General features: G+C 35.7%; 14 protein-coding genes and 1 pseudogene. 6 read left to right on the forward strand and 9 right to left on the reverse strand.

Annotation, left to right across the window (positions count from 1 at the left end):
* The first annotated feature begins 62 nt into the window (after positions 1–62).
* The gene (locus CES88_RS14275) at positions 63–2,627 is read left to right on the forward strand and encodes a pitrilysin family protein (RefSeq protein WP_290735769.1); all 2,565 of its coding nucleotides are present in this window, start codon (positions 63–65) and stop codon (positions 2,625–2,627) included.
* Positions 2,628–2,635: 8 nt separating this feature from the next.
* Here CES88_RS14275 and CES88_RS14280 read toward each other — a convergent pair whose 3' ends face one another.
* The gene (locus tag CES88_RS14280; RefSeq protein ID WP_290735772.1) at positions 2,636–3,163 is read right to left on the reverse strand and encodes a hypothetical protein; all 528 of its coding nucleotides are present in this window, start codon (positions 3,161–3,163) and stop codon (positions 2,636–2,638) included.
* 196 nt (positions 3,164–3,359) lie between these two features.
* Here CES88_RS14280 and scpA point away from each other — a divergent pair, with 196 nt between their 5' ends.
* From scpA to CES88_RS14300, 4 genes are read left to right on the forward strand one after another with little or no spacing between them, the layout of a single operon-like run.
* On the forward strand, positions 3,360–5,489 hold the full coding sequence (gene scpA, locus CES88_RS14285; protein ID WP_290735775.1) for a methylmalonyl-CoA mutase: 2,130 nt from the start codon (positions 3,360–3,362) through the stop codon (positions 5,487–5,489).
* 2 nt (positions 5,490–5,491) lie between these two features.
* Positions 5,492–6,457 (forward strand): methylmalonyl Co-A mutase-associated GTPase MeaB, encoded by a 966-nt coding sequence (gene meaB / locus CES88_RS14290; protein WP_290735778.1) that lies wholly within the window; start codon positions 5,492–5,494, stop codon positions 6,455–6,457.
* Positions 6,458–6,465: 8 nt separating this feature from the next.
* Complete coding sequence (locus CES88_RS14295; protein ID WP_290735781.1) at positions 6,466–6,816, forward strand: hypothetical protein; 351 nt, start codon at positions 6,466–6,468, stop codon at positions 6,814–6,816.
* An 11-nt stretch (positions 6,817–6,827) separates the two neighbouring features.
* Complete coding sequence (locus tag CES88_RS14300) at positions 6,828–7,028, forward strand: DUF5989 family protein (protein WP_290735784.1); 201 nt, start codon at positions 6,828–6,830, stop codon at positions 7,026–7,028.
* On the opposite strand, the gene CES88_RS16665 is transcribed toward CES88_RS14300, so the two are convergent.
* From CES88_RS16665 to CES88_RS14310, 3 genes and pseudogenes are all read right to left on the reverse strand, one after another.
* Positions 7,025–7,507 (reverse strand): SxtJ family membrane protein, encoded by a 483-nt coding sequence (locus tag CES88_RS16665; RefSeq protein WP_365993278.1) that lies wholly within the window; start codon positions 7,505–7,507, stop codon positions 7,025–7,027. The two genes, CES88_RS14300 and CES88_RS16665, sit on opposite strands and share 4 nt — an antisense overlap.
* A pseudogene (locus CES88_RS14305) lies at positions 7,496–9,253 on the reverse strand (carbamoyltransferase); the annotation flags it as partial. The gene CES88_RS16665 and the pseudogene CES88_RS14305, both read right to left, overlap by 12 nt.
* Complete coding sequence (locus CES88_RS14310) at positions 9,253–10,494, reverse strand: radical SAM protein (RefSeq protein ID WP_290735788.1); 1,242 nt, start codon at positions 10,492–10,494, stop codon at positions 9,253–9,255. The gene CES88_RS14310 and the pseudogene CES88_RS14305, both read right to left, overlap by 1 nt.
* Before the next feature lie 131 nt (positions 10,495–10,625).
* Here CES88_RS14310 and CES88_RS14315 point away from each other — a divergent pair, with 131 nt between their 5' ends.
* Complete coding sequence (locus tag CES88_RS14315; RefSeq protein ID WP_290735790.1) at positions 10,626–11,630, forward strand: SGNH/GDSL hydrolase family protein; 1,005 nt, start codon at positions 10,626–10,628, stop codon at positions 11,628–11,630.
* Here the strand turns inward: CES88_RS14315 and CES88_RS14320 are convergent.
* From CES88_RS14320 to CES88_RS14340, 5 genes are all read right to left on the reverse strand, one after another.
* Positions 11,617–12,828 carry a cysteine desulfurase gene (locus CES88_RS14320; protein WP_290735817.1) on the reverse strand — a complete coding sequence of 404 codons (1,212 nt, stop codon included), beginning with the start codon at positions 12,826–12,828 and terminating at the stop codon, positions 11,617–11,619. The two genes, CES88_RS14315 and CES88_RS14320, sit on opposite strands and share 14 nt — an antisense overlap.
* Before the next feature lie 352 nt (positions 12,829–13,180).
* Positions 13,181–14,038 (reverse strand): hypothetical protein, encoded by an 858-nt coding sequence (locus CES88_RS14325; protein ID WP_290735820.1) that lies wholly within the window; start codon positions 14,036–14,038, stop codon positions 13,181–13,183.
* Positions 14,039–14,320: 282 nt separating this feature from the next.
* Positions 14,321–14,767 (reverse strand): hypothetical protein, encoded by a 447-nt coding sequence (locus CES88_RS14330; RefSeq protein WP_290735822.1) that lies wholly within the window; start codon positions 14,765–14,767, stop codon positions 14,321–14,323.
* 20 nt (positions 14,768–14,787) lie between these two features.
* Entirely contained in the window at positions 14,788–16,437 is a 1,650-nt protein-coding gene (locus CES88_RS14335; protein ID WP_290735824.1) for a hypothetical protein, read from the reverse strand.
* Between the two features lie 111 nt (positions 16,438–16,548).
* The gene (locus CES88_RS14340; RefSeq protein WP_290735827.1) at positions 16,549–17,424 is read right to left on the reverse strand and encodes an MBL fold metallo-hydrolase; all 876 of its coding nucleotides are present in this window, start codon (positions 17,422–17,424) and stop codon (positions 16,549–16,551) included.
* Positions 17,425–17,437: the final 13 nt, after the last annotated feature.

Raw genomic sequence — 17,437 nt, forward strand, 5'->3', positions numbered from 1 at the left:
TTAAAAAAAAGCTGCCTTAATCTATAATAGAATGAGTTTAAAATAATCAAAATAGGATATATATGCAACATGATCAAATGACACTAAAAAATGGGCTTGAAACACTCTTTATCGACTTTCCAGGATCAACGAGCTCCAGTGTCCAAATTTGGTTTAAAGCAGGATCGGCCCTAGAGGCGAAGAAAGACGAGGGTATCGCTCACTTTCTTGAGCATATGTTCTTTAAGGGAACAAAAACAAGGCCAGGCGCAGCTATTGCTCACGAGGTTGAATCATTTGGTGGTGAAGTAAATGCCTTCACTTCGTTTGATTATACCTGCTATTACATTAACTCTCCAAACTCAAAAATTATTCCAACAACTGACATTCTTCTCGATATGGTTGCAAACCCAATGTTTAAAAAAGAAGATTTTAATCCAGAAATTGGTGTTGTCTTTGAGGAATATAGACGCTCACAAGATAACCCAAACCAATTCTCATTTCAAAAAATTCAAGGCAGTAGCTTTACTGGTGGGTACTCTCACCCAATTCTTGGAACAGAGAAAACGATCCTTAAGTTTAATAGAGAGCAACTCCAGGACTTTAGAAAGAAGCACTACAATTTAAATAATGCCCTACTTGTTGTTTCCGGAGATCTCAAAGAGAAAGCGAAAATAATTAAAGCAATTGAGAAGTATAAACTACCGAAGGGTGATTCTTCAGTATTTCCAAAATTTAAATTAAAAAATAAACCAACAATAAGTGTTCACAAAAAAGATGTGAGAATGTCACAACTAACACTAACAATTCAAGGCCCAGCTTACGCTGACTCAAACGCTGCGGCAGAAGACTTGGCACTTAGTACTCTAGGGCACGGTGAAACTTCAAGACTTCATAGAAAATTAGTACTCGATGGAACTCTTTCTAATGGAGCTTCAAGCTCAACCATGTTCATGTCCAAAGGTGGTGTTCACTTTTTAAGAGTAAGTCTTCCCCACAAGAATTTAAAGAAAGCGTTAAAGAGATTAGAACTTATTTTCAAAGATCTAGTTAAACAAGGTCTAAAGAAAGATGAAATAACGAAAATCCAAAACCAATATGTAGCTTCAAAGATTTATGAAAAAGAATCTCTTGAATCTTATGCCTTCTCTCTAGGGCACGGCTTCGCTCAAGCGGGAAATATTAACTGTGAAGAAGATTTCATCAATAGAATTAAAAGTACTTCTATCACAGAAGTAAATCAGACTTTTAAAGAAATATTTTCGAGACCTATTCACATTTCGCTCCAAGTTCCTCAAAAGACGGACTTAGAAAAGACTCAAAAAATTCTAAAAGAGTTTCAAGAAAATACTTCAAAGCTAAAAGATCTTGCAAAGGATACAAATGTTAAAGAAAGAGGAATAACTTCTAAATTTGATCCTCAAGTAAGAGTCATAGAACTAAAGAAAGGTATTTCTCTACTTTATAGACATAATCCTCTCAATCCAACTTTTGTACTACATACATACTTAAAAGGTGGATTAACAGAAGAGACAAAGAAGAATAACGGGATCTACCATCTCTTAAGTGGGACAATCTCCAAGGGTCATAAAGAAAAATTCTACGATGAACTAAAAGAAGAGCTTGAAAATAAATCGGCTCACATATCGGGGTTTACAGGAAAAAATGCTTACGGAATCACGATGCATGGACTCACTGAAAATGCTCCTGGACTTTTTCAGGACTTCTTTTCAACTCTAACTAAGCCAAACTTTGAGCAGAAGTTTATTGATCATGAAAAAGAAATGACTTTAAGACATATTGAAAATCAAGAAGAAGATCCAATTAGACATTGTTTTGGAAAAGTTAATGAGTATGCCTTCAAAGGTCATCCTTATAGTTTGAATATTCTCGGTTCCGTTGAAAATATAAACAAGCTAAAGAGAGAAGATTTAATTAATCTTCACAACGAAAACTTAAAGAATAAAGAAATTCTTATTAGTTACTGTGGAGACCTTTCTCTTGAAGAGGTCATGAATATGGTTAATAAAGAAACCAAAGAGCTTGAAAAGAGATCAAAGAATAAATTTGTGACAAAAGAAGTGAGACCAGAAGTTGGAAAGAAGCATTTTATAAAATTTGATAGAGAACAAACACAGATATTTCACTTTATCCCAAGCGCAAAACTTGGAAAGAAAGAAAATATTGTTTTAAAAATGATCGCAACTCACCTATCAGGGCAATCAAGTGAATTATTTGTTGAAGTGAGGGATAGGCAAGGTCTCTGCTACTCTGCTCAACCTATCCATTTTACCGCTCTTGAAGCTGGTTACTGGGGAATCTATATGGCCTCTGGTCATGACAAGGTAAAGCCTGCGATTAAAGCGATTAAAGAAATTTTAAATAACCTAAGAGATAAAGGCCTATCGAAGAAAGACTTCAATAGAATAAAGAAAATGATTGAAGGACAATCTCTTTTAAATGTTCAAACTAATGAAGACTACGCCAATATCTACTCTGTTCCAACGCTTCAAGGCCTAGGGCTTGATTGGTATCATGAAGGAAATATCGACATCGGTAAAATTACTTACGAAGAATTTCAAAATGAAATTAAGAAAGTATTCAAAAGAAAGTGGAATACAATTATTGTAGGAAGAGAAGACGCTTAATATCCTTTTTAGGAGGCGATCCAAATAAGATCGTCTTCTTTATTATTGCTTGAATACTCTTTTGAAAGAAGTTCCATTAATAAAGTCACATTAGAAAACTTCTTTGAGAACTCATTGTAAAAAGAATCTACGTCATAGAAAGAGGGAACAAGATTATTTAATTTTGAATAGGCTGCCTGCCCAATACTTCTATAATAGCTGACATCAACAATTTTCTTATTTAATGAATCTGAAAAGAAACCGCAAACGAAGAGTGCTGTATCTCCCACATCTTTCAATTCCCTAATTCTCATCTTCCGAGAAAGATGAGTCGATTCCATTAATTTAATCCCAAGAATTTTCTCCGATGTCCTCCCTCCCTTCTCTTCAAAGAATTCTTGGGCCACACCAAACTTGTCCATAACAAGGCTTGAATAGAAAATATCTTCTTTAGAAAGAGGTGTTGAATACTTTTGATTTAATTGAAGCAATTGATCGAAGAAATAGCTCTGTAGGCTCGTTTCAAGTATGAGATTATTAGGTAAGCTTGCTGACATCAATTCTCCTTACGAAGTTTCAATTAGTTAGATAGAAGTCTTCCGACAACTTACTAACCTATTAAAATTGTAACACACTGCCCCTACAGAAGGAATTCTGCATTTTTTTCCATTACTTAGAAAATGCAAAGTGTGCAAAAGTGCCAAATTTTTGCTAGTTTTAAGGCTCATTATTTTTAATAAAAAGTGGAGCATCATGAAATCTGTTAATGACTGGAAAGAACTTGCGACGAAAGAGCAAAGGGGAAAATCTCCAGACACCCTCATAACGAAATCCGCCGAAGGCATAGATATTAAACCTCTCTACACAAGAGAAGATATTGAAGCATTCGACAACACAAATACTATGCCCGGTTTTGCTCCCTTTATAAGAGGACCAAGAGCAACGATGTATACAGGTAGACCTTGGACAATTAGACAGTATGCCGGATTCTCTACCGCCGAAGAATCAAATGCTTTTTACAGAAAAGCACTTGCAGCTGGAGGACAAGGTGTTTCAGTTGCTTTTGATTTGGCCACTCACAGAGGCTATGACTCCGATCATCCAAGAGTAAGTGGTGATGTTGGAAAGGCCGGTGTTGCTATTGATAGTGTTGAGGATATGAAAGTTCTCTTTGATTCAATTCCACTTGATAAAGTTTCTGTTTCAATGACAATGAACGGAGCTGTTCTTCCTATTCTTGCCAACTATATTGTTGCCGCAGAAGAGCAAGGTGTTTCAAAAGACAAGCTCTCTGGAACAATTCAAAATGATATTTTAAAAGAGTTTATGGTTAGAAATACTTATATCTACCCGCCTGCTCCATCAATGAAGGCCATTGCAGATATTTTTGAATACACATCAAAGAATATGCCTAAGTTTAATTCCATTTCAATTTCTGGATATCATATTCAAGAAGCTGGTGCCGACAATGCTCTAGAGCTTGCCTACACCTTAGCTGATGGACGAGAGTATATTGAAACTGCAATTGCAGCAGGTATGAATATTGACGACTTTGCCCCAAGACTTTCATTCTTCTTTGGAATTGGAATGAATTTCTATATGGAAATTGCAAAACTTAGAGCAGCGAGAATGCTCTGGTCAGAAATAGTTAGTGAGTACGAACCAAAAGATATTAAATCGACGATGCTTAGAACTCACTGTCAAACATCAGGTTGGTCACTTACCGAACAAGATCCATATAATAATGTTATTAGAACAACAGTCGAAGCGATGGCCGCTGTATTTGGAGGGACACAGTCTCTTCACACAAATGCGCTTGATGAAGCCGTTGCTCTTCCGACGGAATTCTCTGCTCGAATTGCTAGAAATACACAAATTATTCTTCAAGAAGAAACAGGAATTACCAATGTTGTCGACCCATGGGGTGGCTCTTATATGATGGAAACTCTCACTAACGAAATTGCCGATAGAGCAAGAGAGTTAATGGAAGAGGTTCATCAACTTGGAGGGATGGCCAAAGCAATTGAGTCCGGTGTTCCAAAACTTAAAATTGAAGAAGCTGCCGCTATCAAACAAGCCAAAATTGATAGAGGAGAACATACAATTGTCGGCGTAAATAAATATAAAGTTGAAAACGATGAAGAGATCGAAATTCTTGAAATTGATAATACTGCTGTAAGAGATTCTCAAATTAAAAGACTAGAAGAACTTAGAAAAGAAAGAGATCATAAAAAAGTCGCTGACGCACTAGAGGCCCTCACTCAATACGCTAAAACAGGTATTGGAAATGGTCTTGAACTAGCAGTAAATGCAGCCAGACTTCGCTGTACTGTTGGAGAAATATCAGAGGCCTTAGAAGTTCACTGGGGAAGATATAAAGCAAACTCAGGTACTGTTTCAGGTGTTTATGGAAGTGCCTACGAAGAAGACGAGAATTGGAATATGATTAAAGAAAGAATAGCTGAATTTGAAAAAGAGCACGGAAGAAGACCAAGAATGCTTGTTGCCAAAATGGGACAAGATGGTCACGACCGAGGAGCAAAGGTTATTGCTACGGCCTACGCTGACGTTGGGTTTGATATTGATCTTGCTCCACTTTTTTCCACACCTGAAGAAGTTGCCAAACAAGCTGTTGAAAACGATGTTCACGTCATTGGAGTTTCTTCACTCGCTGCTGGCCATAAAACTCTCATTCCATCTTTAATTCAAGAACTAAAGAAACTCGGAGGAGAAGATATTGTTGTCGTTGCCGGAGGTGTTATTCCAAAGCAAGATTATGACTTCCTCTATAAGGCTGGTGTTAAAGGAATCTATGGTCCAGGAACGGCCATTCCTTACGCGGCTGAAGATGTTCTTAAACATATTGAAGAGACTAAAAAGTAATAATGATAGAAGTAAATGCGAAAAATATTCTTGCAGGAAATAGACGAGCTCTTGCTAAGGCCATTACTCTTTTAGAAAGTAAGAGAGATGACCATAGAGTTCAAGGACAGCAACTACTAGAAGAAGTACTTCCCTCTTCTGGGAAAAGTATTCGAATAGGTATTACAGGAACTCCTGGTGTTGGAAAATCTACCTTCATAGAGACTTTTGGTCTCTATCTTATTTCTAAAGGACATAAAGTCGCAGTTCTTGCTGTAGACCCAAGCTCACCAATTTCAGGTGGAAGTATTATGGGCGATAAAACAAGAATGGAAAAACTCTCACAAAATGAGAGCGCTTTTATTAGACCGTCTCCTTCCTCTGGAAGTCTTGGTGGAGTCGCGGGAAAAACAAGAGAGACAGCTCTTCTTTGTGAAGCTGCTGGTTATGACGTCATTCTCATCGAAACCGTTGGGGTTGGACAGTCTGAATATGAAGTTGCTTCAATGGTAGATTTCTTTCTAGTTCTCATGCTTCCAAATGCAGGTGATGAGCTTCAAGGAATAAAGAAAGGAATTTTAGAATTAGCAGACTCCATTGTTATTAACAAAGTCGATGGGGATTCTCTAAACTTGGCGAATCAAACAAAGGCCCACTACACGGGAGCACTTCAAATCATTCACCCAACTTCTTTTTGGAAGCCCGAGGTTCAACTAATCTCATCATTAGAGAATAAGAATATTGACGGCGTTTGGGAGATGATCCAAAGGTATAAAACTGAGGCTTCATCTAACGGAGAACTTCAAGAGAAGAGAGTAAAACAAAATAAGAATTGGATGCAGAAATTAATAGTAGACCTTTTAGATATAAGACTTAAGCAACATTCAAAAGTAAGCAAGGAACTTCCTTTACTTGAAAAGAAAGTCGTGGAAGGAAAGACAACTCCTTTCCTAGCAGCTAATAAAATCGTAGAACTTTTTTTAAAATAGGGCCGTTTATGAAAGTATTATTTGTCATATCTTCAATTTTTGTCACTCTATCCACAATGGCCAAGAGAGAAATTCATTGTGTTGTTAACGACGTATATGCACCATATTCAGATATCCTTTTAAAGCAAACAAAAGGCAATAAATACAAAATGGAGACCTTCTCTCAAGAAAACTTACTGTTAGAAGATACTGTTTCTTATACATTTTCAAGAAGAGCTAGAGTAACAACATTTTCAAGTAAGAATTCTAAGATAAACGCTGTTGGTTTAGTGTATAATAAGGGTGTAAGAAGCCAATTTACGATCCCTGAGATCTCCAAGCTACCGTACAATGGCCTCTGTAAGCTTTATAAGAAGTAGGTTAAATATCTATGACAAAAGAAATTAAAAAGAAGACGTTAAGGGAAGGGTTTAGAGCTAATAACAAGATGCTTAAAGAGATCTTTCTCCTCATTAAGAAGAATAAGAAATGGTGGCTCATGCCTATATTCTTTGTCTTTGCAATCTTAAGTTTATTTATAACACTTGCAGGAGGAAGCTCTATTCTACCTGCAATTTACGCTCTTTTCTAAAAAGGGTATTTTAATGATTGAGGGTCAAACTCTTCGCTATATCTTGTCATATAGGAATCTTGTCCCTCAATAAAATTTTTCTTCATAGGATCTTTTCCTATGATTTTCATAAAAACCCCAATTGGACTTAAAAGCAGAAAGTAACTTATAAATAAGAGAAGGCTTCCCTTTACGTAGGTTAATATATTTGAGAGAAATGTCCACGGGTGATAGAAAATTAACAAAGCCTTTAGAAAAGTAAACCTAAGAACAAGAGTTAAGGTAGCGAGGTAAAAAGGAATATAAGAAACTTCATACTTCCAAACCCAAGGAAGAATGAGCCCTATGACAACTGCGAGAATAAAGGTAAATTGGTAACCAAATGACTTTAATTCTCTTTCTGAAATCTTCCTCTTTTCTTGAACTTGTTTCTTTCCACTTATTTCTTCAGTCGTATACTTTTTAAATTTATTCTTATCTTGTCTATCTTTATAAAGAATATAATCCTCAAGAACTAGGACATCCATTTCTGTATTCATAAAGCAATTAATGGCATCCTGAGGAGACAAGACAATAGGCTCTCCTCTAATATTAAATGAGGTATTAATTACTAAAGGTGTGCCAGTTAGCTCATGAAATCTTTCTATTAAACTATAAAAACGCCTATTAGATTTCTTTGAAACAGTCTGAAGTCTAGCCGACAAATCGACATGAGTAACTGCGGGAATAGTTGAGTCTACCCCCTCTAGTTTCTTCAACAACTCACTTCCATTGTCTATATTCTTTGCCCCTTTAACCTGTGCTGTAAATAACATATAAGGAGATATACCAGCGAAGTCAAAGAAGTCAGATACTTTCTCTTCTAAAACTGCGGGGGCAAAAGGTCTAAAAGATTCTCTATACTTTATTTTTAAATTTAGCTTCTTTTGCATTTCAAAACTTCGAGGATCTGCAAGGATAGACCTATTTCCAAGCGCCCTTGGTCCATACTCAGCTCTGCCCTGAAACCAACCTAAGACATTACCTTTTTTAATTTCTTCTGCTGCAAGGTTTTCAATACAATTACTTTTTGAATAATCACACCCCATCTCTTTTAAGGCAGACTCAACTTCATCATTTGTATATGAAGGCCCTAATAAAGAACTTTTCATCGAGTCTTCCTTTAGAAGAACTCTCTCATTCCCAAGCACTTGATACCAACTTATGAGTGCCGCCCCCAAGCTTCCCCCAGCATCTCCAGCTGCAGGCTGTATCCAAATTTTTTCAAATATTCCCTGCTTCTTTAATTCACCATTGGCCACACAATTTAAAGCAACTCCACCAGCTAGACAGAGAGAGTTTAGACCAGTCTCGCTCTTCAGTGTTTTAGCGAGTAAGAGAACCACTTTCTCCGTTACTTTTTGAACACTTGCCGCAATATCCATATGAAACTGCTCTATCTCATCTATTGATGTTCTCTCTTTCCTTCCAAATAGATCAGAGAACTTCTTATTTGTCATAACTAGATCTGTCGCAAATGCGAAGTAGGCCATATTCAATTGGAACGATCCATCTGGCTTTATCTCTATTAGCTCTTTCTCAATAAGATCTACATATTTGGCTTCTCCATATGGAGAGAGTCCCATCATTTTATATTCGCCATTATTTACTTCAAAACCAAGATAGTAAGTGAACGCAGAATAGAGCAGTCCTATTGAGTGAGGAAAGTCTATCGCCCAAATTTTTCTAAGTTTATTCCCCTCTCCTATCCAAGCAGAGGCAGTATGCCACTCTCCGACACCATCAAGGCAGAGAACCGCCGCAGACTCAAAAGGACTTGGATAAAAAGCTGATGCTGCGTGCGAGAGATGATGTTCACTAAAGAGTATCTCCTGCTCTCCACTCCAACTTGGATCAAGAGACTCAAGGTTCTTTCTCAAGGTTTTTTCTAAGAAAATTTTCCCATTAAACCATTCAGGAAGAGAAGCTTTATAAAAACTCCATCCCATAGGAGCAAAAGAAACATATGTTTCAAGTAATCTTTCAAACTTTGTAAGAGGTTTATCGTAGAATATTATAGAATCAATATCTGAGAGAGTAATTCCGTTTGAGCTTAAGCAAAATTCTATCGCATTCCGTGGAAATTCTTTATCGTGTTTAATTCTAGTAAATTTCTCTTCTTCAATTGAAGAAAGAATTACTCCGTCTTTTATCAATGTTGCCGCACTATCATGATAGAAGGCCGAAATTCCAATTACCAAACTCATTATTTATCAAAAACCTGTTTAAAGAAAAAGCTCTTTAGATTTTGCCAAACGGAGTGTAGGCACCTGCCCCAAAAGCTCATTTGAGGAAATTCAATTTTTAATCTATTAGAGACAGGAATCATTCTTGTCTCTGTGACAAAGGAGCTTACTTTATTTTTAATATTACAGCAGTCTTCTTTATTGTCCCAGAGATCCTGATCTTTCCAAAAATAACTCTCTCCTAAGCCTAGATAACAAGTTGTAAATTCAATACCATTATCCTGACATCTCTTCTTTAAAATTTCATAGTACTTTCTGATCTCCGAATTTGAATAAGTAAATCCTTCCCCCATCTCTTTCATTTCGCCAGACATAAATCCCATAAGGTCTACACCAGTTTTCTCGGTAATTAAGTTGACTACTTTCATATCAAGATGAACAAATCCCGTTAAAAGTGACTTACAGCCGTACTTAGCAAGAGTATTAATATATTCAAATTCAAAGAACCCTGTCCTTATGTCAGAACTTAAACTTCTAGATAATACTCCATCTGGATAAATTGGAAAAAGAGGATTTAACCTAACCGTACACCAAACCCCTCGGTCCGTTAAAGTTTTTAAAGCCTCTAACCTCTTTGTAGGTGAAGGTGCTCCAGGCTCTAATACTTTTGTAAATGCCTCATTTAAACTCGGCATTGAAATCTGTATAGAAAATAGAGTCGGATCTAAATAGTCGAGGTAGCGCTCCTCAACGACATTATGCGATCTTGTAAGAAAGACTGTTGGATAACGGTAATGATTCAAAATTTTAATTATCTCTAAAGTTACCCCATACTTCTTATCCATCGTCATAAATGGATCAGATAAAGAACCGACGCGTAGAGGGGTTCTTCTTTCAAGTATTGTCCTTAATGGATGATCTTTCTTCGTTTCAAAAACCGTATAAAACATTTCCCAAAACTCTGTAATATCAATTGGCAGAGGCATTGGATTATTCCATTTCTCAACTTTGGATAAGTCAGATTTTGCCCAACAATATTCGCAGTCGTGGAAACAGCCTTCAGCATAAGAATCAATCTGAAGTCCGTAATAGCATTCTGAACAATCACTTAAAGCATTCAATAAGCTTGGCACTCCACTTGGAAGCGAATCTTTAATCAGATTTCTCTCATAGAAGAATGAGTAAATTGAAACATCAAACGAAGATGAATAACTAGAGTCTCTCTGTAGTTGATTAAGTTTATCTACAATCTTTGAAATCATATTTTCCTTAAGAGATTTATATAATCATACAGCATCTTCTATTTTCAAACCATCCTTTCCCTAAGGTGCTGAATAAACGAGCTTGTTTAGACACGAGAATTCATAGATACTTAAGTAAATAAGGAAAATTAATGATTAAATCAAAATTTAAAGAAATTTCTATTTCCATATTAATTGCATTCGTTCTTATCCTTCTAATGGAAGGGGGAGCTCATTTCTTATATACACCAACTCGTTTAGATAGAATTATGAAAGTTCTTGAAGAGAATCATCATAATTTATGGAAAGTTAAAAGTAACCTAGATCAAGAGTTCTTTGGTGCGAACATAAAGACAAATAAAGAAGGTTTTCGTATTACAGATGGAGAGGAGGGCTGGGAAAATTCTAATATTAAAATTGCAATTCTCGGGGCCTCTCCAAGCTTTGGTTGGGGAGTTGAAAATGATCAGACTTATTCCTCTAAGATATTTCATCTATCAAATAAGAAAATCTCCGTAAAGAATTTTTCTCAAATTGGCTATAGCTCCTTTCAAGGAGTTCACATATTAGAAGAGGCCATTAAATCGAAGCCCACTCATATTCTTATAACTTATGTCATAAATGATTTAGACTATTACCGTTTCTTCTATTCTCAAAACGTCGAAGATAAGAATGTTACCCCCTCAAATCCTCTTATTATTTTTCTAAGAAATTTCATAAAGGAGTTGACTCTACCTAAGCTTATAATTAGCCAAATACCAAAGAAAAACGCTTCCTCTATTAGTCTTAAAAGAGAGACTCGAGTTTCTCTAAATGACTATGTTAAAAATATTAAAAACTTAATAAAAAAAGCGAAGGCTAATGGAATAACTCCCATACTGGTGAAGTTTCCAGTAAACATACCTATCCAAAAGAATATTGGAACCGATGTAAAAAAAATACAAAACACAAAAATTCGAGAGAGGAGTTTCTTATATAATAATGAGATCGAAAAAATCTCGTCTCAAAGTAACACTCCTTTAATTGATTTTACAAAAGTAGTGAAAGAAAATAAGAACTACCTCTTCCTAGATCCAAATGGAGATACAATTCATCCTAATAAGCTAGGACATTCTCTCTTTGCAGATGAAGTATTAAACTATTTCAAAAAAATCTAATTATAGGAGTAATTACTTCTATAAATTTCTCAACTTCTTCTTTCGTATTATAAGGACCGAGAGAAACTCTAAGAGATGGCTTTAATCCCTTCTTATGAAACCATGAGTGACAACAATGCACTCCACTTCGAACCATTATTCGGTGGGACTTATCTAGAACTAATGAAATTTGTCCTAAGTCAAGGCCTTCAATTGTGAAGTTTAAAATACTTGGTCTATCTTTAGGATTCTTAGGACCAATTATTGTAACCCTATCCTCTTTTATCAGTGCATCTGTGAGTAACGTATTAAGAGAAAGTAAATGATCTCTAATATTTCTAACGCCTACACTTTGTATATAATCAATCGCGGCCTTCGCACCAAAAGCTCCTGAGTAATTTTGCAGACCAGCTTCGAATCGATAGGGAACATCACTAAACGTACAAGATTCATAAGTAGAATCTATAACCGTTTCTCCACCATATAACATTGGAGTTAACGCCTCTAGAACATTTCTCTTTCCATATAGTGCCCCTAAACCAGATGGACCAAGGCACTTATGAAATGAGAAAGCTATAAAGTCTGCATTAAGGTCTTGTACATCGATTGATGTTGTTAGCATTGCTTGAGCGCAATCAATCAGAACAAGTGCTCCATTTTCTTTCGCTATTTTTGACAACTCTTTTACAGGAAGAGAGCCTCCAGTAACATTCGAAGTATAATGGAAAGCAACTAGTTTAATTTTTTCTTTAGAAAAGATTCTTTGATATTCCTCTAAATCAACTTCAAAGTTTTCATCAATTTCAAAATGAGAGCACAGGACACCTTTTTCTTTTGAAAGAAACTGCCACGGCAAGAGGTTTGAGTTATGTTCCATATCAGAAGTTAAAATATGATCACCTTCTTGCCAGTTTATTCCTTTTGCTACAATATTGATTGCCTCTGTCGTATTACGTGTAAAGACGATCTCCGAGGAGCTCTCTGCACCAATAAAGTTAGCAATTGAGTTTCTTGCATTCTCGAATTTCTTAGTCGTTTGTACACCAAAAGAATGAAGAGTCCTATTATGACACGATGGATGTAGTTCATAGTATTCGTTCATAGCACTAACGACAGACTTTGGCCTTAAGCTAGTACAAGCGTTATCAAAGTAAATAAATTTCTTATTATTTTCAAATACAGGAAAGTCTTTTTTTAATTCATTGGGATCTAGTGCCATTATCAAACTACTTGGTAAAAAGTTACAATTAAAACTATCCAAATAAAAAGCAATATAGAAAAGTTGAAATACTTAAAAACAAATCCTGATGCCCTAGGAGTAACTTTAAATAGTGAACTTGCAAGCTGACACTTGTATCTAGATAAAATATTCTTCTGTGAGATCAGTTTTAAGTTTGCCTTGATTAGAGAGTCTAATATTTTAATTCTTTTGAAGAAATATATCGGTATTAATAAGAATCGAAGAAATAAGCAAATAAGTAAAAGAGGAAAAGAGAATGTTAACAATCCTATTAATGAAATATGATTTTTTTCAAACTCAGCGCCACAGCATTCTAGCTCTTGGTCAAACATTATATTTTTCCAATAATTTTCTGAACTTTCTTATCATCTTTCTCTAATAAGTTAATCATTCTAGAAATTTTCGATTTATAAAAATCTACGGTCTTATCTCTATACTCTTCGTACGTGTGTTTTTGAAGAAAGTACTTTATTGCAAAGATATTAAAAATAATAAACTGAAAGCATCTAGGCTGTCTTTTCCTATCATACTTCGATCCTTTTACATTTGGATTAGGAGCAAGCCCCATCTTAAAGAGAGTTTCACCTGGTGTAAAAGTTTTCTTCTCTTCATTATAAACAAGAGGCTTTTCTATGTCTGGAACAGTATGGTCATTAATGAGGAGAAGGTTAGACTTCTCGATAAACCCTTTTTCTTCTGGGCCATCAAGTTCAAAAACGGGATTAAAATATGTTATCCCAAAATGTTCATACATTTTTTTTAATTCATCAATAACACCCTTCATCTGAGCGGGAAACATACTCATTGCCTGATTTGCACCATCTGCAACAAACTTAATATCGTTATCATTACAATACTTAATAGTTCTCACATGCATAGAAAGCTTACATAATCCACATGTCGAGAGATTAAAGAAACCGTACTTTCTAATATTTGAAAAATAATTTTCATACGAGATATGCTTAAAGAGTTTATCCACATTTAAAATTTCATGAATAAAGCGGTCTTGCCCAAACTTATCTCTAAGCAACTGAGCCTGAACAGCTGTATTATCAGTTTCATGAAAACCAAATCGGTTATATGTTACAAGATGAATATTATCAAAAGACTTTTCAAGTAACGCTGCAGTTAAAGTTGAGTCTGTTCCACCAGAAAAGAGAATTGCGACACGCTCACCAGAAGGATTCATTTGCCCTCCTCATCAGCCTTCAATTCCTTTAACAAGAAATTAAGGATGCCATAGTATGTGTAGTAAATAAATTGAGTGATCCACCCTAGAAGTTCACTAAAGAGAACTCTAAGCCTCCAAGGAAGAATTAGAGAAATAAGGCAAATAAATATACCAATTAAGCGACTTATCATAAGCCACTATTTTAACACAACTTACCTATTTCACCAGAAATTCGAAGAGAATGCCTTAACTATTCGAATATTCAGTCAAGTGGCCAGTCAAGCCTGGCCACTACTCTTGCTACTGATCAGACAGTATAAATACTCTATTATTCTTTCTTAAGGCAGTATTGCTAATAGCTCCTCTCTGTAGGCGAATAATATTTGAAGAAGTAGGAACTACTCTATCTGCAATATTTACATAATCTGGATCTTGAAAACGTTCTTTGTCGTCTTTATTTAATGCGTGAAGAGGCGTGTTGTGAGTCACAACCAGAGCATGACTTGCCCCTCTCCAACCATCAACCTCATATTTCACAGTCGGTACTTCGATAACACCATTATCACTATCAAATGTTCCAACCTTTTTAAATACTTTCGAGATTATAAATGAATAGCCTCCTCCACCAGAAACCAGATAAACTGATACTTTATCTGCTTTAATATTCTCCACTCTAAAACCTTCGAATTCTGCAGCACTCACACTAATTGTCATCAGTAATGCTAAGCTCATTGTGATAAACTTCATAAATACCTCGTTTTATATTATTATTCTAAATAGTTGTTATAAATCATTAAGTAACCATTTTTATTAATTTCAGCTTTTTCTTTCTCTAGTAAAATACCACCAAGATCAGAAGGAACAGGAATCTCATCTGCAATCTCCATTCCATTGATATCTTTTTGCATGTCTTTGATTTGCTCATGAACAGACTTTCTAACCTTGCTCGCAAATAGTCTAATATACTTATCGTCTAGGTAAACTGTATTCAAATCTATTCCAGTTGCAACCATTTTTATTCTTCCAGTACGAGGATCGATTGGAAAATCCAGATTCATATCAAAGTTTATATGAATAGGATTTCTAACAAAAGCCTTTTGCCATCCTGATACTTTATAAATAATCTCTAAAGACAATGTTGCAGGTTTATTCTTACCCTTTCCTTTAAAGTTAACAACCGGCATCCCTTCAATTCCTATAGACTCTCCACTTTCTAAGTCCATCTTCTCAAAGTAACCTCTTAGTGATGATAGCTGGACCATTCTATTAATTAGTCCCTGATTTAAAGCAAGAGTTATATCGTAATTATCAATATCTGAATTTTCGATATCAGGATACTTTAAAGATGTGTACTTCTCAGGAAATGGTACGTGATCTCTAGATGGATCTGAAACGCTTGCACCAAGACCGATATGAAGATTATCTCCTACAAAGTTAAGTTCTTCGAGCCCTAGCTTCCAAAAGAACTTTGGAACGATTACTCCTACAGGAGCGCCAGGAGGGTTCATTTGCGTAACTTCAAATAAACCACCATCAAGTGCAGCTTCTGCCTTTTCTGTGATCATCTTTGGAGCCTCTTCTTCTAAGAATGTTTGAAGATATGCTTGAATCTTCTCAAGAATCATTGGCTCTTTTTCTATAACGAGCTTTTCAACTTCTTCTAAGTTTAAAGAAACTTCATGACCATTAATTAGAATTTTTATTTCTGGCAACTTTAATGGCGAAGTGAAGTCAGCATCAAACTTTACATCATTCATATTTGATACTGGCTTAGAAACAACTATTTTAAACTTCCCGTTTTCATCTTTCCCAAGCTTAACAGGAAGCCCGATTCTGAGCTTATCACTACTATCAACTTGCTCTATTTTTAATCCATCAACACCAACATCACCAAGAAATTTATTTCTTAAGTCTCTGGCATAAAGTTTATCTACACTAACTTTAATATCTGACGCTTCAATCCAGGCGTAAACAAGTACATCATAAGGGTCTTCCTCCTCTGTAAGCTGAGGCTTATAGAAATCAAGAGAGATCTTCTCCCAGTTAGCAGAGAACTGCACTTCCTCAATATCTACTTGAAATCTATGAGTATCTAAATCAATTCCATCAAAGAATCTTGTAATCTGGTTCTTTACTTTAACGATGGAGTCTTTAGCTTCCTGGTCCTCAATCATATCTTCGAGCTTTTGCTCTTCCATATTAATTTGCGTACCTGAGTACGAGAACTCATCAATTCTAAAGCCGTTATTCTCAATAACTTCTTTTAAATTATTCTTGAAGTATTTAAGGCCATTTTGAGAGATATAAACCCCAACAGAGTGCTTTATATCTTCGGCCCTTCCGGCTGATATATAGAAAATACAGCTTAAAAAGAGAAAGAATGAAAAGAAGAAACGCTTCAATAATTCTAATAACATAGGATGATCCTCAATAGTTTATTTCCTCCATTCTATTGATTTTATGGATTTCTATCTAGCCACCTTGTAAAGACTTCCCAGGATGTAAAAACTTTAATCAGCCTCCTTACCCTAAAGAAACTGAGGATAGCTGGGAATAAATTTAATTGCCTCAAAGTGGTGTGCAGGAAGGATTCTTATGTCTTTATTGTTCTTCCACACTGAGTTTAGAAGCTCTATCGTTTTAAAGGTCATCTCCTTATCATCATCTGTTAAACAACTTGAAAGCGCCATCTTATGCTTCTTAGAGTAGACTTGATCTGCATGCCAAACACTATCTCCCACAAAGAACAAGCGCTTCTCTCTAGAGACTCTTACTAAAATACCGATAGATCCCTTACTATGACCATATAAAGGAAGAAGAATTACCGACCCATCACCAAAGAGATCCTTAAATTTAGCAAATGGCCCAAACTCTTGATCACTCCAATCTACAAAACTCCACTTAAGCTTTGGATCATCGTACTGCTCACTTAAGAACGCATGCTTAGCCCTATTTTTTGAAAATGCTCCTTCATGTTCATTCTTGTCCACTATCACTTTACTATCAAGAAACTCTTCTAGGGCGCTCGTATGATCCCAGTGCATATGAGTGAGAATAACTCCCTTTGGTTGCTCACGATAGGTCTTTTTTATATTTAAGGTTTGCTCATAACTAAAGAATATTTTAGCCCAAAAAGGCATCTTAGAGAATTGCTTCTCAATCTCTGAACCTAATCCAGTATCAATTAGATATTCTCCAGATGGATGCCGAATCACAAAAGCGTTATGAGTTGAGCGATGGGACTTGGACCACTTTCCTTTTTCATAGACCAATGCTTCTGGGCTCTCATTAAAACCGGTATCAATTCTAGAAACGCTTACAAAAACTTCTCCGCTCATTGGAAGAGTAAAATTTTTTGCAGATAAGTTATTTATTAGTAAGAAAAGAAATATTATTTTTTTCACAAGCTCTCCTGAT

The sequence above is a fragment of the Halobacteriovorax sp. JY17 genome (assembly GCF_002753895.1).
In the GTDB taxonomy this organism is placed as follows: domain Bacteria; phylum Bdellovibrionota; class Bacteriovoracia; order Bacteriovoracales; family Bacteriovoracaceae; genus Halobacteriovorax.

What these genes read in the sequence shown, in the direction of transcription:
- meaB (WP_290735778.1), top strand. Translation starts at nt 5,492, where the DNA reads ATGATAGAAGTAAATGCGAAAAATATTCTTGCAGGAAATAGACGAGCT.
- CES88_RS14335 (WP_290735824.1), bottom strand. Translation starts at nt 16,437, where the DNA reads ATGTTATTAGAATTATTGAAGCGTTTCTTCTTTTCATTCTTTCTCTTT.
- CES88_RS14320 (WP_290735817.1), bottom strand. Translation starts at nt 12,828, where the DNA reads ATGGCACTAGATCCCAATGAATTAAAAAAAGACTTTCCTGTATTTGAA.
- CES88_RS14310 (WP_290735788.1), bottom strand. Translation starts at nt 10,494, where the DNA reads ATGATTTCAAAGATTGTAGATAAACTTAATCAACTACAGAGAGACTCT.
- CES88_RS14295 (WP_290735781.1), top strand. Translation starts at nt 6,466, where the DNA reads ATGAAAGTATTATTTGTCATATCTTCAATTTTTGTCACTCTATCCACA.
- CES88_RS14330 (WP_290735822.1), bottom strand. Translation starts at nt 14,767, where the DNA reads ATGAAGTTTATCACAATGAGCTTAGCATTACTGATGACAATTAGTGTG.
- scpA (WP_290735775.1), top strand. Translation starts at nt 3,360, where the DNA reads ATGAAATCTGTTAATGACTGGAAAGAACTTGCGACGAAAGAGCAAAGG.
- CES88_RS14325 (WP_290735820.1), bottom strand. Translation starts at nt 14,038, where the DNA reads ATGAATCCTTCTGGTGAGCGTGTCGCAATTCTCTTTTCTGGTGGAACA.
- CES88_RS14300 (WP_290735784.1), top strand. Translation starts at nt 6,828, where the DNA reads ATGACAAAAGAAATTAAAAAGAAGACGTTAAGGGAAGGGTTTAGAGCT.
- CES88_RS14280 (WP_290735772.1), bottom strand. Translation starts at nt 3,163, where the DNA reads ATGTCAGCAAGCTTACCTAATAATCTCATACTTGAAACGAGCCTACAG.
- CES88_RS14275 (WP_290735769.1), top strand. Translation starts at nt 63, where the DNA reads ATGCAACATGATCAAATGACACTAAAAAATGGGCTTGAAACACTCTTT.
- CES88_RS14315 (WP_290735790.1), top strand. Translation starts at nt 10,626, where the DNA reads ATGATTAAATCAAAATTTAAAGAAATTTCTATTTCCATATTAATTGCA.